At 35.3% G+C, this 16,938-nt stretch carries 22 protein-coding genes; 9 read left to right on the forward strand and 13 right to left on the reverse strand.

What is annotated here, in order from left to right:
- The first annotated feature begins 91 nt into the window (after nt 1-91).
- Both ACTQ5K_RS02440 and ACTQ5K_RS02445 read left to right on the forward strand, forming a co-directional pair.
- Complete coding sequence (locus tag ACTQ5K_RS02440; protein ID WP_441993521.1) at nt 92-1,312, forward strand: aminotransferase-like domain-containing protein; 1,221 nt, start codon at nt 92-94, stop codon at nt 1,310-1,312.
- The gene (locus tag ACTQ5K_RS02445) at nt 1,312-2,295 is read left to right on the forward strand and encodes a D-2-hydroxyacid dehydrogenase (RefSeq protein ID WP_441993523.1); all 984 of its coding nucleotides are present in this window, start codon (nt 1,312-1,314) and stop codon (nt 2,293-2,295) included. Before ACTQ5K_RS02440 ends, ACTQ5K_RS02445 begins: the two co-directional genes overlap by 1 nt.
- A 54-nt stretch (nt 2,296-2,349) precedes the next feature.
- Here the strand turns inward: ACTQ5K_RS02445 and ACTQ5K_RS02450 are convergent, their stop codons facing one another.
- The 4 genes from ACTQ5K_RS02450 to ACTQ5K_RS02465 all read right to left on the reverse strand — a co-directional run bounded on the left by ACTQ5K_RS02450 (nt 2,350) and on the right by ACTQ5K_RS02465 (nt 6,803).
- Nucleotides 2,350-2,739: a rhodanese-like domain-containing protein gene (locus ACTQ5K_RS02450; RefSeq protein ID WP_031537644.1), complete on the reverse strand. Its 390-nt coding sequence runs from the start codon at nt 2,737-2,739 to the stop codon at nt 2,350-2,352.
- A gap of 79 nt (nt 2,740-2,818) precedes the next feature.
- Nucleotides 2,819-3,370, reverse strand: a complete 552-nt coding sequence (locus tag ACTQ5K_RS02455; RefSeq protein WP_441993525.1) for a GNAT family N-acetyltransferase — start codon at nt 3,368-3,370, stop codon at nt 2,819-2,821.
- Nucleotides 3,371-3,616: 246 nt separating this feature from the next.
- Complete coding sequence (gene acnA / locus ACTQ5K_RS02460) at nt 3,617-6,322, reverse strand: aconitate hydratase AcnA (protein WP_031537643.1); 2,706 nt, start codon at nt 6,320-6,322, stop codon at nt 3,617-3,619.
- A gap of 223 nt (nt 6,323-6,545) precedes the next feature.
- Nucleotides 6,546-6,803: a hypothetical protein gene (locus tag ACTQ5K_RS02465; protein ID WP_031537642.1), complete on the reverse strand. Its 258-nt coding sequence runs from the start codon at nt 6,801-6,803 to the stop codon at nt 6,546-6,548.
- A gap of 155 nt (nt 6,804-6,958) precedes the next feature.
- Between ACTQ5K_RS02465 and ACTQ5K_RS02470 the strand changes: the two genes are divergently transcribed.
- Nucleotides 6,959-7,102, forward strand: a complete 144-nt coding sequence (locus tag ACTQ5K_RS02470) for a small acid-soluble spore protein P (protein WP_031537641.1) — start codon at nt 6,959-6,961, stop codon at nt 7,100-7,102.
- Nucleotides 7,103-7,200: 98 nt separating this feature from the next.
- Here ACTQ5K_RS02470 and ACTQ5K_RS02475 read toward each other — a convergent pair whose 3' ends face one another.
- Entirely contained in the window at nt 7,201-7,365 is a 165-nt protein-coding gene (locus ACTQ5K_RS02475; RefSeq protein ID WP_441993528.1) for a hypothetical protein, read from the reverse strand.
- A 33-nt stretch (nt 7,366-7,398) separates the two neighbouring features.
- Complete coding sequence (locus ACTQ5K_RS02480) at nt 7,399-7,758, reverse strand: hypothetical protein (RefSeq protein ID WP_441993530.1); 360 nt, start codon at nt 7,756-7,758, stop codon at nt 7,399-7,401.
- Nucleotides 7,759-7,965: 207 nt separating this feature from the next.
- Between ACTQ5K_RS02480 and ACTQ5K_RS02485 the strand changes: the two genes are divergently transcribed.
- Nucleotides 7,966-8,325 (forward strand): FlxA-like family protein, encoded by a 360-nt coding sequence (locus ACTQ5K_RS02485; RefSeq protein WP_031537638.1) that lies wholly within the window; start codon nt 7,966-7,968, stop codon nt 8,323-8,325.
- 274 nt (nt 8,326-8,599) lie between these two features.
- Here the strand turns inward: ACTQ5K_RS02485 and ACTQ5K_RS02490 are convergent, their stop codons facing one another.
- The 5 genes from ACTQ5K_RS02490 to ACTQ5K_RS02510 are packed head-to-tail and all read right to left on the reverse strand — an operon-like array spanning nt 8,600 to nt 10,920.
- On the reverse strand, nt 8,600-8,899 hold the full coding sequence (locus ACTQ5K_RS02490) for a spore coat protein (protein ID WP_031537637.1): 300 nt from the start codon (nt 8,897-8,899) through the stop codon (nt 8,600-8,602).
- Entirely contained in the window at nt 8,896-9,117 is a 222-nt protein-coding gene (locus ACTQ5K_RS02495) for a hypothetical protein (protein ID WP_031537636.1), read from the reverse strand. Before ACTQ5K_RS02495 ends, ACTQ5K_RS02490 begins: the two co-directional genes overlap by 4 nt.
- Nucleotides 9,118-9,134: 17 nt before the next feature.
- Nucleotides 9,135-10,271, reverse strand: coding sequence for a zinc-dependent alcohol dehydrogenase (locus tag ACTQ5K_RS02500; RefSeq protein WP_031537634.1), 1,137 nt, complete (start codon nt 10,269-10,271; stop codon nt 9,135-9,137).
- A gap of 18 nt (nt 10,272-10,289) precedes the next feature.
- A complete protein-coding gene (locus ACTQ5K_RS02505; RefSeq protein ID WP_031537631.1) occupies nt 10,290-10,658 on the reverse strand; it encodes a spore coat protein in 369 nt (122 codons plus the stop codon).
- On the reverse strand, nt 10,648-10,920 hold the full coding sequence (locus tag ACTQ5K_RS02510) for a hypothetical protein (protein ID WP_031537628.1): 273 nt from the start codon (nt 10,918-10,920) through the stop codon (nt 10,648-10,650). The genes ACTQ5K_RS02505 and ACTQ5K_RS02510 overlap by 11 nt, the downstream gene beginning before the upstream one ends.
- 218 nt (nt 10,921-11,138) lie before the next feature.
- On the opposite strand from ACTQ5K_RS02510, the gene ACTQ5K_RS02515 reads away from it, so the two are divergent.
- Both ACTQ5K_RS02515 and ACTQ5K_RS02520 read left to right on the forward strand, forming a co-directional pair.
- Complete coding sequence (locus tag ACTQ5K_RS02515) at nt 11,139-11,897, forward strand: TraR/DksA C4-type zinc finger protein (protein WP_031537626.1); 759 nt, start codon at nt 11,139-11,141, stop codon at nt 11,895-11,897.
- Nucleotides 11,898-12,005: 108 nt separating this feature from the next.
- Nucleotides 12,006-12,389, forward strand: coding sequence for an Hsp20/alpha crystallin family protein (locus ACTQ5K_RS02520; RefSeq protein ID WP_048717490.1), 384 nt, complete (start codon nt 12,006-12,008; stop codon nt 12,387-12,389).
- On the opposite strand, the gene ACTQ5K_RS02525 is transcribed toward ACTQ5K_RS02520, so the two are convergent.
- Complete coding sequence (locus ACTQ5K_RS02525; protein WP_031537623.1) at nt 12,384-13,019, reverse strand: hypothetical protein; 636 nt, start codon at nt 13,017-13,019, stop codon at nt 12,384-12,386. The genes ACTQ5K_RS02520 and ACTQ5K_RS02525 overlap by 6 nt on opposite strands.
- A gap of 13 nt (nt 13,020-13,032) precedes the next feature.
- On the reverse strand, nt 13,033-14,424 hold the full coding sequence (pdxR, locus tag ACTQ5K_RS02530; RefSeq protein ID WP_235249393.1) for a MocR-like pyridoxine biosynthesis transcription factor PdxR: 1,392 nt from the start codon (nt 14,422-14,424) through the stop codon (nt 13,033-13,035).
- A gap of 127 nt (nt 14,425-14,551) precedes the next feature.
- On the opposite strand from pdxR, the gene ACTQ5K_RS02535 reads away from it, so the two are divergent.
- The 3 genes from ACTQ5K_RS02535 (at nt 14,552) to ACTQ5K_RS02545 (ending at nt 16,923) form a co-directional block, all read left to right on the forward strand.
- The gene (locus ACTQ5K_RS02535; RefSeq protein WP_031537619.1) at nt 14,552-15,097 is read left to right on the forward strand and encodes a pyridoxamine 5'-phosphate oxidase family protein; all 546 of its coding nucleotides are present in this window, start codon (nt 14,552-14,554) and stop codon (nt 15,095-15,097) included.
- Nucleotides 15,098-15,419: 322 nt separating this feature from the next.
- Nucleotides 15,420-16,358, forward strand: coding sequence for a processed acidic surface protein (locus tag ACTQ5K_RS02540; RefSeq protein WP_441993535.1), 939 nt, complete (start codon nt 15,420-15,422; stop codon nt 16,356-16,358).
- Nucleotides 16,351-16,923: a class D sortase gene (locus ACTQ5K_RS02545; protein WP_031537617.1), complete on the forward strand. Its 573-nt coding sequence runs from the start codon at nt 16,351-16,353 to the stop codon at nt 16,921-16,923. Before ACTQ5K_RS02540 ends, ACTQ5K_RS02545 begins: the two co-directional genes overlap by 8 nt.
- Nucleotides 16,924-16,938 lie beyond the last annotated feature (15 nt).

A 16,938-nucleotide genomic window follows, 5' to 3' on the forward strand; every position in this document is an offset into this window, starting at 1 on the left:
GTGACTTATTATCCTTTTAACAAGCAATGAACGCATTAGATAGTAAAGCTCTCTTTAATTTTTTTAAAATAATATATGGACGGTGGTAAACATGCATCTATTAAAGCAATTTTCATTTAGTAAAAGGTTCCCTGAAATAGAAGTTGTCGGTTCTGCTTTTGCAGGGAAACAAGATGATCTAATCCCTTTATCTTTTGGCTTTCCTGCACCAGAATCTCTTCCAGTTGATAAAATGACCGCAGCGACAGAAGCTGCAATGATTACACAAGGAAGACAAGCTTTGGCTTATAGTGGTGGAACTGGTCCTAAGAACATCCTAAATTGGATTAAAGAGCGATCTAAGCTGAGAGAAATTGAAGCAACAGAAAAAGAAATTATCGTTACTGCAGGAAGCTCCCAAGCGATTGATTTAATCACAAGAACACTCACAGATCCTGGTGATGAAATATGGGTAGAAGCACCAACCTTTTTTGGAGCCCTTAAAACATTTCGCTTAGCGGAAACGAATTTGCTTTCTTTTCCAATCGACGAACATGGCTTACGAGTGGATCTAGTCGAACAAGAGCTAATTCAACGGGTAAAAAATAATCTTCCTTTGCCAAAATTGATGTATATCATTCCAAATTACCAAAATCCAGGTGGCGTCAATTTATCTATTGAAAGAAGAAAACGCCTTGCTGAATTGGCTTATGAATACAATTTCTTTATTATTGAGGATGACGCCTATGTGGAGCTTTCCTTCAATAAAAACTACACTCCAGCTATTTATTCATTTGGACCTGAAAGAGTTATTTACTTAAGTACTTTTTCAAAGATAATCGCACCTGGCTTACGACTTGGTTGGGCAATTGGATTAAAAGAAATAATCGAAAAAATGCAAATTTTAAAAATAGATGGGTTAACAAGTGTGTATGTACAAGAAGTCACAAAGAATTTACTTGAACAAATAGATATGGATGAACAAATCAATAATTTGAATTCTATCTATCTTTCACGTAAAAACGCGATGGTTTCTGCGATAAAGCAACACTTTGGTGAAGATGTTTCCTTTCATGAACCACAAGGAGGTTTCTTTCTTTGGCTTACTTTCCCAGATGACATTGATACTAGTGAGTTTGTTGATGCCGCAATGCTGGCTGGTGTTTCCTATATCGCTGGTAAGCATTTCTTCTTACAAAACGAGGGATACAATCATATGCGTTTATGTTTTACTTTCTGTGAAGAAGAAATTATCCAAGAAGCAATTAAACGACTTGCAAAAACCTATTATGAGCATGTTAATAGTAAACAAATGATTGAGGAAGCAAATTAATGACTAATGTATCAAATATGCCTAAAATTTATATCAGAAGAACTATACCAGAAAAGTATCTTGCTCAAATATCTGCATTAGGAGCAGAAGTTATTGTGGATCATTGGGAATACGGAGAACCTGAACCACCGATAAGCCAGGATATTAGTGACTGTAATATTGTGTTAACTTTAGGTTTAACTGATACCCTATCGATTTTGAAAAATGCCCCAAATATAAAATGGGTGCAATCATTAAGTGTTGGTCTGGATGCTCTTTTACATGAGGAAGTAAGAAAGAGTGATATTGTTATTACGAATACAAAGGGTTGCACATCTGTTCCAATCGCAGAACATACAATTGCGATGATGGCTAGTTTGGCAAGAGGAATACACTTAATGATTCGAAACCAGCTGGACAATAGATGGGCGCCCACTCCTATTACGGACCTTTCAGGCTCAACAGTTGGAATAATTGGCTATGGGGAAATTGGAAAACAAATTGCTAAACGGGCAAAAGCATTGGATATGTTTGTCATCGGCTGTAAGAAAAGACCTTCCAAATTATCTGGTGAGGATCCTGCAGATAAAATCGTTGGTCTGGACCATATAGATGATGTGATAGCAGAGGCTGATTTTCTTATTCTTGCTTTGCCTTCAACCCCTGATACATACCAGCTGATTAACAAGGAAAGATTAGCAAAAATGAAAGAAAGTAGTTTTCTAATTAATATTGGAAGAGGAAATACGATCGAAGAAGAGGAACTCATCCATTTATTAAACGAGAAAAAAATTGCTGGAGCTGCATTGGATGTATTTGAGGTAGAGCCTTTGCCACATGAACACCCATTATGGGAGGTGGAAAATGTTGTTATATCTCCACATAATGCCTTCTTTTCGCCAAACACTATAGATCGTTACATGGAGGTATTTCTAGAAAATATCCAGCGATTTAAAGATGGCAAAGACCTAATCAATGTAGTTGATAAACAATTGGGCTATTAATAAGGAAAAAACTGCCGAATTTAATCTCGGCAGTTTTTTTACTTGCTCATTCACTTATACTGTTTCAAACCCTTCTTTTTTCCATGCAGTTGTTCCGCCTTCGATAAAAGCAACATCAGTAAATCCCATTTGTTTTAATAAATATGCACCAAGTGATGCTTGTCCACCAAGACCGCATGTAACAAGAACTGGACGATTACGATCAGCTAATTCTGGATCTCTTAATTCTTCCGGCAATTCCAAATCAGCACGAATTGGAAGCATTCCTAAAGAGATATTAACAGAGCTTGGAATTAAGCCACATGCTCCTGCATCTGCTGCATCTTGCACATCAATTATGTAAGTGTTTGGGTTTTCCTCCATTTTCTTTTTTGCTTCTACAGATGAAATTCCAGGTACATTCTTTCTTGCTTCTTCGACTAGTTGACCAAAAGTTAATGGCATTTACATCACTCCTTATATTATCTAACATTTACATAGTAACAAAATTTCCCTCCATTTACTAATAAATCGCTTCCTTTGTTTACTCAGACAAGAACCGTGACATTATAATGGTAGAATAGTATTCTCCGTCTTCAAGTAGTTTATCCTTTTTTAATATTCCTTCTACTTCAAATCCAAATCGTTTATATAATTTTATTGCTTTCTCATTCGTTTCGATTACAGATAGTGTCATTTTCGCCAGTTTATTTTCCGTTGCCCATGTTAAGGATGCTTGTAATAATTTCGGTCCAACTTTATAGCCCCAATAGTCCTTTAATACTCCAATGCCAAATTCTACTTTATGCATAAGACGTTTCAAGCTAGAGCCTTCGCATCGTGAAAAAGCAATAATTTGACCTGTTTCTGTTTCAGCTAGTAAAAACAATCGATTGAATCCTTGTAAATCTGTATGAATCAATTGTTTAAAATCATTTGGAGTTAGCATCCCTTCACCAGGATTTCGATCAAAGAAAGATGTTTCTCCATCTATTTTTAGCCTTATTTGCGAAAGTTGATCTGCGTCTTTTTCTTCTGCACATCTTATCGTATAACGTAATCCATTTTGATGATAAGAAATGGGAATTATTTTCATGAAATAGTATTCTCCTTCATTTACGATTGTAAATATATACTAATATTATAAAAAATTACGCTAAGGTATGTAGAGGAACTATTAAGTCAATAGAATGAATCAATAAAAATCCTACTAAGATAATAATTCCTAATGAAAAAAACTCTCTCTAGAATGAGACATTTTGTCTAACTATTGAGCATTAACTTACCCAAAAAGCTAGAAAAAACTTGTCAACCTTCCATAGAGAGAGCTTCTCTTAATCTATTAGTTTTTTAATTTCTCACGTAATACCATTGGCAAAATACCACCATGGCGATAGTAATCAATTTCTACTTCAGAGTCAAAACGCACTAACGCTTCGAATGTAATCTTCTTTCCATCTTCTGTAGTAGCTGTTACTTCTAAGAAATCACGTGGTTTAACCGTTTCGTCTACATATACGTTAAATGTTTCTTTTCCCGTTAAACCTAAGCTTTCAGCATTCTCGCCCTCTTTAAATTGTAATGGAAGTACTCCCATTAACACTAAGTTAGAACGGTGAATTCTCTCAAAGCTTTCTGCGATAACTGTTTTAATACCTAATAGGTTTGTTCCTTTTGCAGCCCAGTCACGAGATGAACCCATTCCGTAATCTTTTCCTGCAATAACCATTAAGCCAGTTCCTTCTTCTTTGTACTTCATACATGCATCATAAATGGAGGTTACTTCACCTGTTGGCCAGTGCGTTGTGAATCCACCTTCTGTTCCTGGTGCAATTTGGTTACGAATACGTATATTCGCAAATGTTCCTCTCATCATAACTTCATGGTTACCACGACGAGAACCGTATGAGTTGAAATCACGTGGCGCTACACCATTATCTTTTAAGTATTTACCAGCTGGAGTATTTACTCCGATTGCACCTGCAGGAGAGATATGGTCAGTCGTTACCGAATCGCCGAACTTCCCTACAACTCGCAAGCTTTTTAATGGTAATACTTGTTCAGGATCAGGCTTTAATCCTTCAAAGAACGGTGGGTTTTGAATATAAGTAGAAGTATCATCAAAACTATATAACGAATCACTGCTTGTTTGAATTTCGTTCCAACGCTCATTATCATCAAATACTCTGTCATATTCTTTATTAAATAGATCAGGCGTAACTGTTCGATGAACTAGTTCGTTTACTTCTTCTGTAGATGGCCAAATATCCTTAAAGAATACATCGTTACCATCTTTATCTTTTCCAATAGGTTCTTTTTGTAGGTCAATATCCACTGTTCCAGCAAGTGCATAAGCAACAACCAATGGTGGTGAAGCTAAATAGTTTGCTTTTACTAGCGGATGAATGCGGCCTTCAAAGTTACGGTTACCAGATAATACACTTGTTACAAGTAAATCGGAATCTGAAATAGCTTTCTCAATTTCTTCTTTAAGCGGACCTGAGTTACCGATACATGTCGTACATCCATAACCTACAAGGTTGAATCCAATTTGCTCTAAATATGGTAGTAGTCCAGAATCTCTTAAATAACCAGTAACTACTTTAGAACCTGGTGCTAAAGATGTTTTCACAAACTTAGGTACTTCCATACCTTTTTCTACTGCTTTTTTCGCAACTAATCCTGCACCAACTAATACATATGGATTGGATGTATTTGTACAGCTTGTAATCGCCGCAATTGCAACAGAGCCAGTCTTCATTGTAGTGGAATCTCCATTTGCAAAATCAACTACTACTTCTTTATCAAATTCGTCTGCTTTTAAGCCAAAACCTTGGTTTCCTTCTGGTGCTGTTACAGACGCATTAAATACCTCTTTCAATTTAGAAAGTGGAATTAAATCTTGCGGTCTTTTTGGACCAGAAAGATTTGGCTCAATTTCTGCTAGGTTTATCTCTACAACATCTGTATATACCGGTTCTAAATTCGGATCGAAGAATAAACCGTTTTCTTTACAGTAAGCCTCAACAACATTGATTTGCTCTTCGGAACGCCCAGTTAAGCGCATGTAGGATAAAGATTCCTTATCGACTGGGAAGAATCCACAAGTTGCTCCATATTCTGGTGCCATATTCGCAATGGTTGCACGGTCTGCAAGTGGTAATTGCGGGACACCAGGTCCATAGAATTCAACAAACTTTCCGACTACACCTTTTGAACGAAGTACTTGTGTTACTTTTAAGGCTAGGTCTGTTGCAGTAGAACCGTTTGGCATTTCACCAACAAGTTTTACCCCTACTACTTCTGGTACTGGAAAATAAGAAGGTTGTCCCAACATACCTGCTTCTGCTTCAATTCCACCAACACCCCAGCCAAGCACACCGATACCGTTAATCATTGTTGTATGAGAATCAGTACCAACTAATGTATCTGGGAATGTTTCGTATTCGCCCTCTGGCGTTTCATTAACATGTACTACATTTGCTAAATATTCTAAATTTACTTGGTGAACGATACCGGTTGCTGGCGGTACGGCACGATAATTATCAAATGCCTTTTGCGCCCAGCTTAAGAATTGATATCTTTCTGCATTTCTTTCGAATTCTAATTCCATATTTGCTTTTAATGCATCTGGAGTTCCGTATTTATCTACCTGGACACTGTGGTCGATAACTAGGTCTACTGGTTTCTCAGGATTAATTTTACTAGGATCTCCGCCTAAGTCAGCCATTGCTTTTCGTAGAGAAGCAAGGTCAACAACTGCAGGAACGCCTGTAAAGTCTTGGAGGATTACCCTCGAAGGTTTAAATGGAACATCAATTTCCTTTACCTCATCCGTTCCCCATTTTGCAAGATTTTCTACATGCTCTTGTTTAATAACAAAATCGTCCATTTGTCGTAAAACTGATTCTAGTAACACCTTGATAGAATAAGGCAATTTCGATACTTTACCGATTCCCTTCTTTTCCAAAGCTGCTAATTGATAGTAATGATAGCGCTTCCCACCTACTTCAAATGATTGGCGGGCATTATAAAAATCCTTTGCCATATGTATTACCCCCTCATTGTAATCATATACCAAAAATAGAAAAATAGTCGAACAATTTGATCACTCTATTATCTATTTACCATCTATAATTTTAATACAAGGAGCATGATAAGTAAATAACAAGTAAGTTATCAAATACGATAAGTTTTTCTTATTGACTTTCATTTTCTTGCTGAAAAAATAGACCATCGAAAAAGACTGGCTTTTCAGATGGTCTCCTATTTTAGATTTCGTTTACTTCGTCAACAATACTTTTTAAATCTTTTTGAAAGCTTTCTAATTGCTCCTTTTGATGCTCAGAAGCTACTTCCAAAGCATTTTCAATTTGTTGATATGTTTCATTTATTTCTTGTTTTAAATGCTTAAGCTGATGTCCATAATTAGCTGAGTCTTTTACTATATCCTGATAAAGATTCTGCGTTTCATACAAATTTCGTTGGGCATCTTGAAAAGCTTCTTGTTTATTACTATGATAAGGCATGTTCATATCCTCCTGCTTTATATATTCATGTTGCTTACCAATAAGTTGTGCAGAGAATCATAAAAATATGCGGTATAAATGTCGGCTTGAAAAACCATTCTATAAAGGTAGTGAAGCAAAACCTCTTCATGAAAAAACGAAAGGAGAGAATACAAATGAACAAAAATGATAGCAAAGATATGAGAAGAAACGCGCCTAAAGGGAATCAATCAGGACAGCCCGAGCCACTTAGCGGTAGCAAAAAGGTTAAAAATCGTAACCATTCAAGACAAAAGCATAACAACCACCATGATATGTAAGCCACACTAATTTATTTTTAATATATTATACTTGTCACACATTTACATGATCATATATGTGGTAAAAAGAGCCTTCTCAAAGTTGAGTTGGGCTCTTTTTACATCTGATAAAAAGCAACAAAGAATTTTGTCAATCCATAAGCAAGCATTGAAATAATAACATCTATTAAAAAAATATGAAAATTATTTAGTCCTTTTACAAGGGCAATAAAACCAATTTGCTTTTCAATTGGAACAAATAGGAAGGCAATTACAGCTGCCAATACAATGGACCATAATAGAAAATTCTTATCCTGTTATATAAAATACTGATATAACAGCATAAAAGAAACGGGAAGAAAGGAAGATGTTATTCCAATGGCTTGTGGTAAGAACGGAAGAAGAAAATAATGATGATCCATAAGCCCCAATCTGATCAAAATTATTTCTGTATAAGTCCATAGCATATGTACAGTGTATCCAAAGAATAGAATTTGAAGTGCTTTCCCTTTATCCAGTTTTATTAAAAGAACAATAAGTGGGAGAATTAAACAGGTTAGAATAATCCAAAATTGCCAGCTAGTCCAATCAGAATGCTCATGCCAATAGGAACTAATTAAAGAGGATACTTTCGCGCTTGCGTGGTTAATTTTACTCCAATACTCTTCAACTGACATAGTATTTCCTCCCATTAAAATTATTTATCTATTCTTCTGTAATTTGTCCTAGATACGTCATTTTATACTTTGGTGAAATGACTCTTTTTTAGTTATAAACCTATCTATCATGCCGTTATTTTAAAGTTTTGCTATAAAATCTTAAGAAAAAATAAAGAAATCTTTCTTATAATTAATTATTATTAAATAGGAAGGGAAAGAGAAAGCATGATACAATCTATTTCAAATACCAGCACAGGAATTACTAGCACAAGCACCCGTTCCTCTGATGTGACCAATCAAATTAAAACATTAGAAGCCCAAAAGCAACAATTACAATCACAGCAAACTCAAATTGAGCAAAATGAAAGCATTCAAGAAGAAGAAAGAGAAAAACAGATTGAACAGCTTAAAAAGCAAATTTCTGAAATAGAAGAACAGATTCAAGCACTGCAGAATCAGAAATCAGAAGGAAGTAGTAGTTCCAATACAGCTTCAAAAATACAAGAAGATAATATACTTATCAGTAGGGAAGCATACACTTTGTACAAGGATTCAAAAAAAGAAACGGAGAATAATCCAAAATAGTCCATATATCAAAAGTGAATATCCTATTCTTCACTTGATAAATATTGTTCAAAGCTTTGCTAAGATAGTGAGACCGATTTCAAGAGGAAACCGGTCTCCGTTATCTTTTATACTGAATAAATCTTAGCCAATGCTTTCAATAGTATTTTTTCAAACTTGTATGGTAACACAAGCCAATTGTTTTTTTAGTTATGAAATGATTCATGCCTTCAGTAAGCTGTCATTGTGAATAATTCATGTAATCTCGTCTCCACGAACTTCTCCTATTTTTTCATTACAATATAGGCAAATTTAAGGCTGTATCAATATTTTGCAAATTAAGATTGATTTGTTCCTTTGGCTCAAAAGCGTGATACCAGCCTTTTTCAGCCATATAACTTGATAATCTTTCATGCATATCAAGTGCTTCATCTAAATGACGTCCGAGTATCTCTTTTATTTCAGGATGAACAGTTTCCGTTATTGCCATAGAATAATTTCTGATTCCGCTTTTTACTGAAATTAATAAATCAGTCGCAATAATTTGATCGGTTAAAGCATCCATGCCTGTCAAATATTCAATAATAGAATTCATTGCATTTTCACTCCTAAGCCTTCCATCTCTTTCGCTTTTGATAAGATAGAGGAAAATTCTTGTAGCTGTCTAGTTGAAAGGTCTACATCCTCCATCATCATATCTTTTAGCAGAGGGTCTGATACTAACGCACGCATTGTTTTGGATTTTGTCAAACAAATCGTTTTAAAAGTAGCTAATTCTTGAACCTCTAGCACCTCATGTAAACAATAGTTCATTTTATTCCCTTCTTTCCTTATGGTTTGAGAACAACTTTTATACAATTGTCTGTTTTCGTATCAAAAATTTCATAGCCGTGCTTTGCTTCACTAAGAGGTATAACGTGGCTAACTACATCACTTGGATCAATTTTGCCACTAGAGACTAATTCAAACATATATGGCATATAATGAATAACCGGTGCTTGTCCAGAACGAATATTAACATTGCGCTGCATAATATCCCCTAATGGAAAACCATTATATCTACCACCATAAACCCCTGTTAGTTGAATGGTTCCACATTTGCGAACTGCTTGGGCTGCCATGACTAGGGCACTCATTGTTCCGCCTTGTAGCTTCATGCCACTTGCTAGAAATTCTAGGTCATTCATCTTCCCATCCATTCCAACCGCATCTATTACAACATCTGCTCCACCTTTTGTGATTTCCTTTAAATAGTTTCCTACGTTTTCATGCTGTTCAAAATTAACTATTTCTACCTTATTCGTCCGTTTAGCATGTTGAAGCCGATAATCAATGTAATCTACAGCTATCACACGCTTTGCTCCTTTTAGCCAAGCAAACTTTTGTGAAAAAAGCCCAACAGGTCCACAACCAAATACAATGACCGTATCACCTTCCTTAACACCTGCATTATCAACACTCCAAAAACCTGTTGTCATTGCATCGGAAATTACACTTAGCTTTTCATCGGGCTCCTCACAAGTTTCTGGAATTTTAAAATGGGTAAAATTAGCAAAAGGCACCCGTAGATACTCTGCTTGGCCGCCTGGATAGCCACCTGTATTTCCTGAATAGCCAAAATAGGCACCCATATCTCCATGATCATTGGAATTATCACATTGACTCTCCAAATTATTTTTACAATACTGGCATTCTCCACAAGCAATATTAAAAGGAATAATGACTCGATCCCCTTTTTTTAGTTTCGTTACACCGGGTCCAATTTCTTCCACAATTCCCATCGGTTCATGGCCAATTATATAGTTTTCCTCTAAATTTGGAATCATTCCATGAATTAAATGCAAATCAGATCCACAAATAGCAGTGCTCGTTACCTTTATAATCATGTCATCTGCCTTTAAAATCTTCGGATCCTCTACTTCTTTCACTTCCACATTTTTAATTCCTTGATATGTTACTGCTTTCATTCCATATACCCTCCAAGTTTAATGCGCATCAGGTGTCCGATCAAACATTCCTTTGCGATTTGTTTCACCAGTAAATAAGTTCATATTTCCAATCATTATTGTATTCTTTGCAGAAAGCTGGTCCAATTGATATTGCTCACTTAAATCATGGGGATGAAACCACTTTTTTTCCAACATCAATTCGGTAATTTCTTGATGCATTTGAATTGCCTGCTTAAGCTGTTTGCGCAAGAGAATTCTTAAATCAGGTGATGCTGTTTCAGTTAGTGCTACTGCTAAATTTCTTACTCCTTCTTTAGCGCGAATAAGAAAATCGGTTGCTAAGGTTGTATCAGCAAGCTCTGGCATATTTAATGCATTAATGGGATCAAGATAGTCATTGTTCAACTTTTATACCTTCCTCTCCATCTAAAATTGGTGTTGGACGCATTTCTGGGATTACCGTTTCAAATGGGCCATTCTTATACATTTCTTGTAGTTCTGACAGTGCCAGAATAGACTGTTCAACATCTTTTTTCATTAAATTTTTTAAGTCTTGGTCAAAAACAAGACCTTGCATTAACTTTGATTTTGCTATGCATAGTGTTTTAAAATTGATAACTTCATGTAAATCCAATGATTCATGTGGAGTCAAGCTTTTGCTTTCCATGACCAATTACCTCCTGTCTTAATAAGAATTACTTAGCTATTTTCTCCTTCTTTCGTTGTCATCTCACTAACAATATTTAACAATTAATTCCCTTTATAATAAATCCTCTCTATTTCAGTAAAAGAGAAAATAAAATTATGTACATTTTCCCTTTAATGTTCTTGTTTCTTTTGCTCATACTAATAAAGCAAATGACTTCTTGAAAGGATTAGGTTCTTATGCTAAATAAACAACAAATGTCCCATTTTCAAAAAGTATTAGATGAACAGAAAAGAGATTTAGAAGTAAGATTTGATCAAAATGATAATTTAGGATTGAAAGATGGGCATTACCATGAATCTGTTGGAGAGTTATCAAGTTATGATAATCATCCAGGTGATGAAGGAACAGAGCTTTATGAGCGTGAGAAGGATATCGCCCTTGCTGAACATTATCATCATGAATATATGGGAGTTTTAAATGCTTTAAAAGCAATAGACGAAGGAACATACGGAAAATGCGCAACCTGTTCTCAAGATATACCGATTGAAAGATTGGAGGTTATTCCTACTACACTTTATTGTAGGGAACATTCTCCTGATCAGAAAATTTCTGAAAAGCGACCTGTGGAAGAAGAAATTTTAATGCCTCCTTTCGGCAAGTTTGATATGGATAATAAAGATGAATCTGTCGTATTTGATGCAGAGGATTCTTGGCAGGAGGTTTCTAGCTGGGGAACATCCGAGACGCCATCTGATTTTGCCCATCCAGACTTTGATCATTATAATGACGTATACACAGAGAGCAATGAGAATATTGGCTATGTGGAAGATTACGAAAATTTCATCGGTGTAGATATAGAAGGGAAAAATATAACTGTCTATCCGAATGAGCAGCATAAACGATATGAACAAAGCTTAGACGAAGAAGGCATTATGACAACATTTGGTGACTTGCCTGCATATGAGCATGAACCTTATGTTGAAAATGAGGATTAAAATTATTTGTCTTTCTTAGGGGAGAGTATTCTCCCCTATACTTTGTAGATTCTCCGTCACTCTTTCCCCCTCTTTAGAATATGCTACATATACTAAGGAGGACTTAATATGAATGATGATAACTGGATTCATTTAATGGATGAATGGTTTAAAAATCATTTTCTTGATCCACTTACTTCCGTATTAGATGAAGCAGAATTTCGCATTGATGTATATGAAACAGAGAAGGAGTATATTGTCGAAGCATTTTTACCAAATTGCCGGGCAGGCGATATTCATATTTCAGTTGAAAAAAATCTCCTAATTATTAAGGCATTCCTTCAAGATTCGATTTCTTCTGAGGAAAAGAGGAGAACAATTGATTTTCCGATTGCTATAACTCAAAATCCAATACATGCTGTATACACAAATCAAATTCTTGAAATTTTCATTCAGAAAGAAAAGCAACAGAACTATTTGCAATCATCTTCTGTCCCAATTCAAAATCTATAAAGATAATTCCCTTTCATATGTTTTTAACAATGTATAATATTGGATGCCTTTTGTATGCTTTAAAGCACTTTTAGCATGCCTTTTCGCAATGTCCTCTTCCCCATTTTTTAACGCAATTTCTGCTAATAGTGCTTCTTTCATCCATTTTTTCTTTATCGCTTTCATCGACTTATTAGCTTCTGCTAATTTATTTTCTTTAATAAAAATCAATGTTCGATAGTACAGCTTTTGTTCTGATTTCTTTATTTTCTCTACCTCTTCCCCAAGATATAACGTCTTATCAAAATAAAGAGAAAATATAATCGTGAAAAGAGCATACTGAGACTGATACTTTTTCTGTTTTATCAGTTTCCGATAGCTCGTAATCACCCTTTTATCGTCTTTATTGCTTATCGCATAAACAAAGCTGTAATAGGGATGCTTTCTATTTTTTTTAAATAGCTTTTCCAATTTATTTATATTTCTCGTTGCGTTAACACTAATCAATGTTGTTAAGTACATGATGATTAGGACTATAATATAACAAATTAATATATTCAGAGTGACAGGAAATGAAAAATAGTTGTCCAATAGAAAGAAAGTAAAAAAAGCAACTATTATCCCAATAATAAACGTTATTACGGAAACCAAAACTATTCCTCCCTTATGTAAATAAAGCACGTGCTAATCGTTGTATTCCTTCTTTTATTTCCTTTTCTTCCAATCCCCCAAAACCTAGTAAAAAAGGATATCTGTCTTTTTTCTCTGTATAATAAGATTCCGTTGTATAAATTTTAATCCCTATTCTTTCTGCTTCTTCAAGAAATCTATCTTCTTTATTTGGAATACGGATAAGTAAATGTAAACCAGCCTTCTCCCCAATTACTTGCACTTGCTCTCCCATATATTCCTTTATGCATTGGACTAAGAACACATATTTTCTTTCATATACCTTGCGCATTCGCTTAATATGGCGTTCAAAATCTCCGTTATGAATAAAGCTTGCCAATGCCTGCTGTAAAAGTGGAGAGCTTGCTTGTGAATCAGGCCTCCTTTTTTCTTTCCATTTTTCAAGCAACACGTCTGGTAAAATCATATAGCTTATTCGTAGAGATGGCAAAAAAGCCTTTGAAAATGTCCCTAAATAAATGACTCGATCCTGTTGATCAATGGCTTTCATGCTTGGAATTGGCGCTCCTTGAAAACGGAACTCACTGTCATAATCATCTTCTAAAATATAGCCATCTCTTCTTTCTGCCCATTTTAATAGCTCTATACGTTTTCCAATAGGCATAATCTTCCCTATCGGAAATTGATGAGAAGGGGTAACATATGTAAGGTTACATGCACTGTTTAGAAGTGCCGACAAGTCATGCCCGTCCTCTTCTAAAACAGGTATTGATTGAATCGGGATTCCCCTTTCCATAAATACATTTCGTACTCCATCATATCCTGGCTCTTCCATCCCAATAAATAAGGACTTATCTTCCATAAGAGATAGCACTAGATGAATTAAATGTTCTGTCCCTGCCGTAATGACAAGATTGTCAGCAGTAGTTTGAATGCCCCGAGATCTATATAAATACCCAACCAATTCTTCTCTTAATGCTAATTCTCCTTGTTTATTGCCATACTTCATCCAGTGGGTCTGATTGTCCTCCATGACGGCTTTAATCGTCTTCTTCCAACCGTTTAGAGGGAAATTAACCCCATCAATATCTCCATAATGAAAGTCTATACAAGCATTTGTACCCGTCTCTGGACTTTTTGCAACTACTTTTTTCTGTTGCTGTGCTGTATATTCATAGCTAGGTAATGCAACAACCGTATAGCCACTTTTCTCCTTGCTCTCCACATATCCTTCCATCCATAATTGTTGGTATGCATCAATCACTGTATTTTTGCTAATATGCAAGAAACTCGCTAAATAGCGAATCGACGGTAGCTTTGTCCCAGCTTCTATTTTCCCTGTCAAAATCTCCTGTTTAAAATAGTGATACAACTGTATGTATACAGGCTCCTTCTTATCTTTATGCAAATGAATCGCAATATTCACGTTCTTCCCCCTATTTTTCGATGCTATTTAAATTTGTACCTATAAAATTATCTTAAACTGTTCCTATTGAAATGACTATTTATATTTTAAAATATAGAAACAATACAAGGAAGGGATGGAATAAATAATGAATGCGATGCGACAATCAACGATGGAAGTGACAGACAAGGAAAAAATTAATGATTTTTTACATAAAACAAATATAGGGCATCTTGGATTAGTGGATGAAAATGTTCCATATGTTATTCCATTAAATTATGTTTGGTTCCATGAATGTTTATACTTTCACGGTGCCAGTGAAGGCAGAAAAACGCGGATTATCCTTAAAAATAACCATGCTTGCTTTACTGTCAGTGAAGCAAGAGGCGTGATGAGCAATCCCATACCAGCTAAAGTAGATACTGCCTATATGAGTGTTATAGTCTTCGGAGAAGTTACACTGCTTGAGAATATCAATGAAAGCCGTGATGTCATGCAGGCAATGCTAAATAAGTATGTACCTGGATATTATGAGAAACCGCTCGCTAAATCTCATTTAGAAAGATATGTCTCGGCATTGGGGAGTAAAACAGCTATTTATAAAATTACTCCAAGCCATATTTCAGCAAAAGAAAATAAGTTAGATGAAGTAGCAAAATTCACCCCTGGTAGAACGATTAAAATGGATTCGTAAAGATGATTGGAATGGATGGATAGCCTAATTATTATCGAGTTAAGTTTTTGTCTTTTATCCTCTAACTCTAACGCTCCCATTTTTGGATGTTTTAGGCTATCCTTCTGTTGCCTTTAGAATGCTGTGCTCTCGCTTTGGGCACTGACGACCGGACAATACATCTTCTATCATGCTTTGAAACATATATTACTTTTTCCAATCATACCCCCACTGCTCATCAGCCCTATCCTCCACTTCCTCCCAAAATAAATTTTCCTATTCACGTATTATTTTCATAAAATGACAAACACTACCAATAGAATTATGGAGGTGACTTGTCTTAATGAAAAAAATTCTTCCTTCTCTTATTCTTTTCTTAGGAGTATGCATGCAAGCAACACCTGCATTCGCTTCTCCAAGTGAAAAAGAAATAGAGACTTTAGCTAGTAAACTCGGTTGGACTACAGATGATTTAGAAGAATATTTAACATTTAAAGGATTAAACGTTAATGATTTTGATAATATACATTTATTAGAAAAACAGCTGGGCACCCCTATCACTCCTACAAATCTGGAAGAACTGCTTATTCAAAATTCGATGACAAAAGAAGAATTAGATATCTTATTGGCAGGCTATCATGAAACAGTAGAGAATTTTTGGTTTTTAGAAGATTTAGAGGTTGCCATTGATTTTTATAAAAATCATGAAGAGAAAATGCTGCAATTAGAAGAGTTTCTTGAGAATATCGGGTTTGACGACACAGAAAAACAGCAATTTTACGGGCACTTAAATAAACAAAGCCCTACCTTACTCGCAGCAAAAGTCGTGGAATGGAAAGAAAATTTAAATCGATTCCAAGAAATAGACCAAGAAAGCGAGATTAGTGATAAAGAAAATGCAGCGTTAACTCATTTTTGGCAAGATTTTTTTACCACAACAGCTATGAAGCCTGTACTAATAAGTATTGATGATAATGGGAAAAGAAAAGAGCTTGCACTAAGTGATCTTTTTAATAAACAAATGGATACAACCGTTGCAATTGAATTATATGATACCAACAATACGTTAATTGGAGATGCCATTGTGTCACCAGACATGGTTTCCTCTGTCGATGCAGTAGATAAAATGGTAGAATTGACCGAAGTAACAAAAGGTTTAGCTACTCTCTATGCAGCACAGCTTCCAAATACAGCATCACCGCTCCCTGTCATCCTATGTATTGGATACATGCTTGTACTAATAGGCGTGTTATTAACCTTTAGGAAACCATCTTATGAATAAGCCCAATAAAATTGGAGTTTTCTTCCTATCGATAGGATTGATAATGGTTTTCTATTCTCTTTCTAGCTATTGGAAGATTAATGCCATTATAGAGCAACCAGTTTTTCAGCCCAGCAGACAAATGGCCTTATCCAATTTAAGACAGGTACAACCAGGTGAAAAAATTGGAGCAATCATTGTCCCAAATACGAAGAAGTCTATTCCCATCTATGAAGGGACAAGTGCAAAAATTTTAGAAAAAGGTGCGGGTCACTATCGAAAAAGTGCTCTACCTGGCGAAAACAATAATATTGTACTGTCTGGACATCGTGATACTTTTTTCAGATTCCTTAAGGATTTAGAAAAGAATGATTCATTAATTCTCGAAACAAGAGAAAATGATTATGAATATAAAGTTACAAAATTCTCCATTGTAGATTCAAATGATTCAACCATTCTAACCCCTAAATCCAGACCAATTCTTACCTTAACCACATGTTATCCTTTTGCCTTTATTGGAAATGCACCGAAGAGATATATTGTTACCGCTGAATTAATAAATACAATTGCTCTAGTAAACAAATAGGCCTGAACTTTTAAC

This window comes from Niallia sp. Sow4_A1, from assembly GCF_052116745.1.
In the GTDB taxonomy this organism is placed as follows: domain Bacteria; phylum Bacillota; class Bacilli; order Bacillales; family Cytobacillaceae; genus Niallia; species Niallia hominis.

Coding starts and splice junctions, on each gene's coding strand:
- acnA (WP_031537643.1), bottom strand. CDS start 6,322: ATGGCAAAGGATTTTTATAATGCCCGCCAATCATTTGAAGTAGGTGGG.
- ACTQ5K_RS02480 (WP_441993530.1), bottom strand. CDS start 7,758: ATGTCAGTTGAAGAGTATTGGAGTAAAATTAACCACGCAAGCGCGAAA.
- ACTQ5K_RS02515 (WP_031537626.1), top strand. CDS start 11,139: ATGCTAAATAAACAACAAATGTCCCATTTTCAAAAAGTATTAGATGAA.
- ACTQ5K_RS02465 (WP_031537642.1), bottom strand. CDS start 6,803: ATGCCTTATCATAGTAATAAACAAGAAGCTTTTCAAGATGCCCAACGA.
- ACTQ5K_RS02520 (WP_048717490.1), top strand. CDS start 12,006: ATGAATGATGATAACTGGATTCATTTAATGGATGAATGGTTTAAAAAT.
- ACTQ5K_RS02490 (WP_031537637.1), bottom strand. CDS start 8,899: ATGAATTCTATTATTGAATATTTGACAGGCATGGATGCTTTAACCGAT.
- ACTQ5K_RS02440 (WP_441993521.1), top strand. CDS start 92: ATGCATCTATTAAAGCAATTTTCATTTAGTAAAAGGTTCCCTGAAATA.
- ACTQ5K_RS02510 (WP_031537628.1), bottom strand. CDS start 10,920: ATGGAAAGCAAAAGCTTGACTCCACATGAATCATTGGATTTACATGAA.
- ACTQ5K_RS02535 (WP_031537619.1), top strand. CDS start 14,552: ATGAATGCGATGCGACAATCAACGATGGAAGTGACAGACAAGGAAAAA.
- ACTQ5K_RS02500 (WP_031537634.1), bottom strand. CDS start 10,271: ATGAAAGCAGTAACATATCAAGGAATTAAAAATGTGGAAGTGAAAGAA.
- ACTQ5K_RS02450 (WP_031537644.1), bottom strand. CDS start 2,739: ATGCCATTAACTTTTGGTCAACTAGTCGAAGAAGCAAGAAAGAATGTA.
- ACTQ5K_RS02545 (WP_031537617.1), top strand. CDS start 16,351: ATGAATAAGCCCAATAAAATTGGAGTTTTCTTCCTATCGATAGGATTG.
- ACTQ5K_RS02495 (WP_031537636.1), bottom strand. CDS start 9,117: ATGAACTATTGTTTACATGAGGTGCTAGAGGTTCAAGAATTAGCTACT.
- ACTQ5K_RS02540 (WP_441993535.1), top strand. CDS start 15,420: ATGAAAAAAATTCTTCCTTCTCTTATTCTTTTCTTAGGAGTATGCATG.
- ACTQ5K_RS02485 (WP_031537638.1), top strand. CDS start 7,966: ATGATACAATCTATTTCAAATACCAGCACAGGAATTACTAGCACAAGC.
- ACTQ5K_RS02455 (WP_441993525.1), bottom strand. CDS start 3,370: ATGAAAATAATTCCCATTTCTTATCATCAAAATGGATTACGTTATACG.
- ACTQ5K_RS02470 (WP_031537641.1), top strand. CDS start 6,959: ATGAACAAAAATGATAGCAAAGATATGAGAAGAAACGCGCCTAAAGGG.
- ACTQ5K_RS02445 (WP_441993523.1), top strand. CDS start 1,312: ATGACTAATGTATCAAATATGCCTAAAATTTATATCAGAAGAACTATA.